The organism is Lewinella sp. IMCC34191 (assembly GCF_003390935.1).
Taxonomy (GTDB): domain Bacteria; phylum Bacteroidota; class Bacteroidia; order Chitinophagales; family Saprospiraceae; genus Neolewinella.
This window is the reverse complement of the sequence record NZ_QNQZ01000030.1, coordinates 1-711: the sequence shown is the minus strand read 5'-3', so window position 1 is coordinate 711 and position 711 is coordinate 1. Positions and strand designations below refer to the sequence as shown.

1 protein-coding gene is annotated in these 711 nt (G+C 61.6%); it reads left to right on the top strand.

The window, feature by feature from the left end; translation table 11 throughout:
* A partial coding sequence (locus DRW39_RS22745) for a thrombospondin type 3 repeat-containing protein (RefSeq protein ID WP_232830224.1) occupies nucleotides 1-711 on the top strand: 711 nt, incomplete at both ends.

Genomic DNA, 711 nt, shown 5'->3' with positions numbered 1-711 from the left:
TCGACAGCGACAATGATGGCATCGCCGACGAGGTCGATAACTGTCCCACGACCGCCAACCCGGACCAGGCTGACCTGGACGGTGACTCGATCGGTGACCTTTGTGACGACGACATCGACGGTGACGGCGTAGCTAACGCCGACGACTGCGATCCTACGGACGCTTCGATCGGTGCGGCCAGCACGACCTACTACGCTGACGCGGACGGTGACGGCTTCGGTGACCCGAACGACTCGCTGGTTGCCTGTGAGCAGCCGGAGGGTTACGTAACGGACAATACCGATAACTGCCCGGCCACCGCCAACCCGGATCAAACCGACAGCGATGGTGATGGTACCGGAGACGCTTGTACCACGATCGTCGACAGCGACAATGATGGCATCGCCGACGAGGTCGATAACTGTCCCACGACCGCCAACCCGGACCAGGCTGACCTGGACGGTGACTTGATCGGTGACCTTTGTGACGACGATATCGACGGTGACGGTGTGGCCAACGCCGACGACTGCGATCCTACGGACGCTTCGATCGGTGCGGCCAGCACGACCTACTACGCTGACGCGGACGGTGACGGCTTCGGTGATCCGAACGACTCGCTGGTTGCCTGTGAGCAGCCGGAGGGTTACGTAACGGACAATACCGATAACTGCCCGGCCACCGCCAACCCGGATCAAACCGACAGCGATGGTGATGGTACCGGAGACGCTTGTA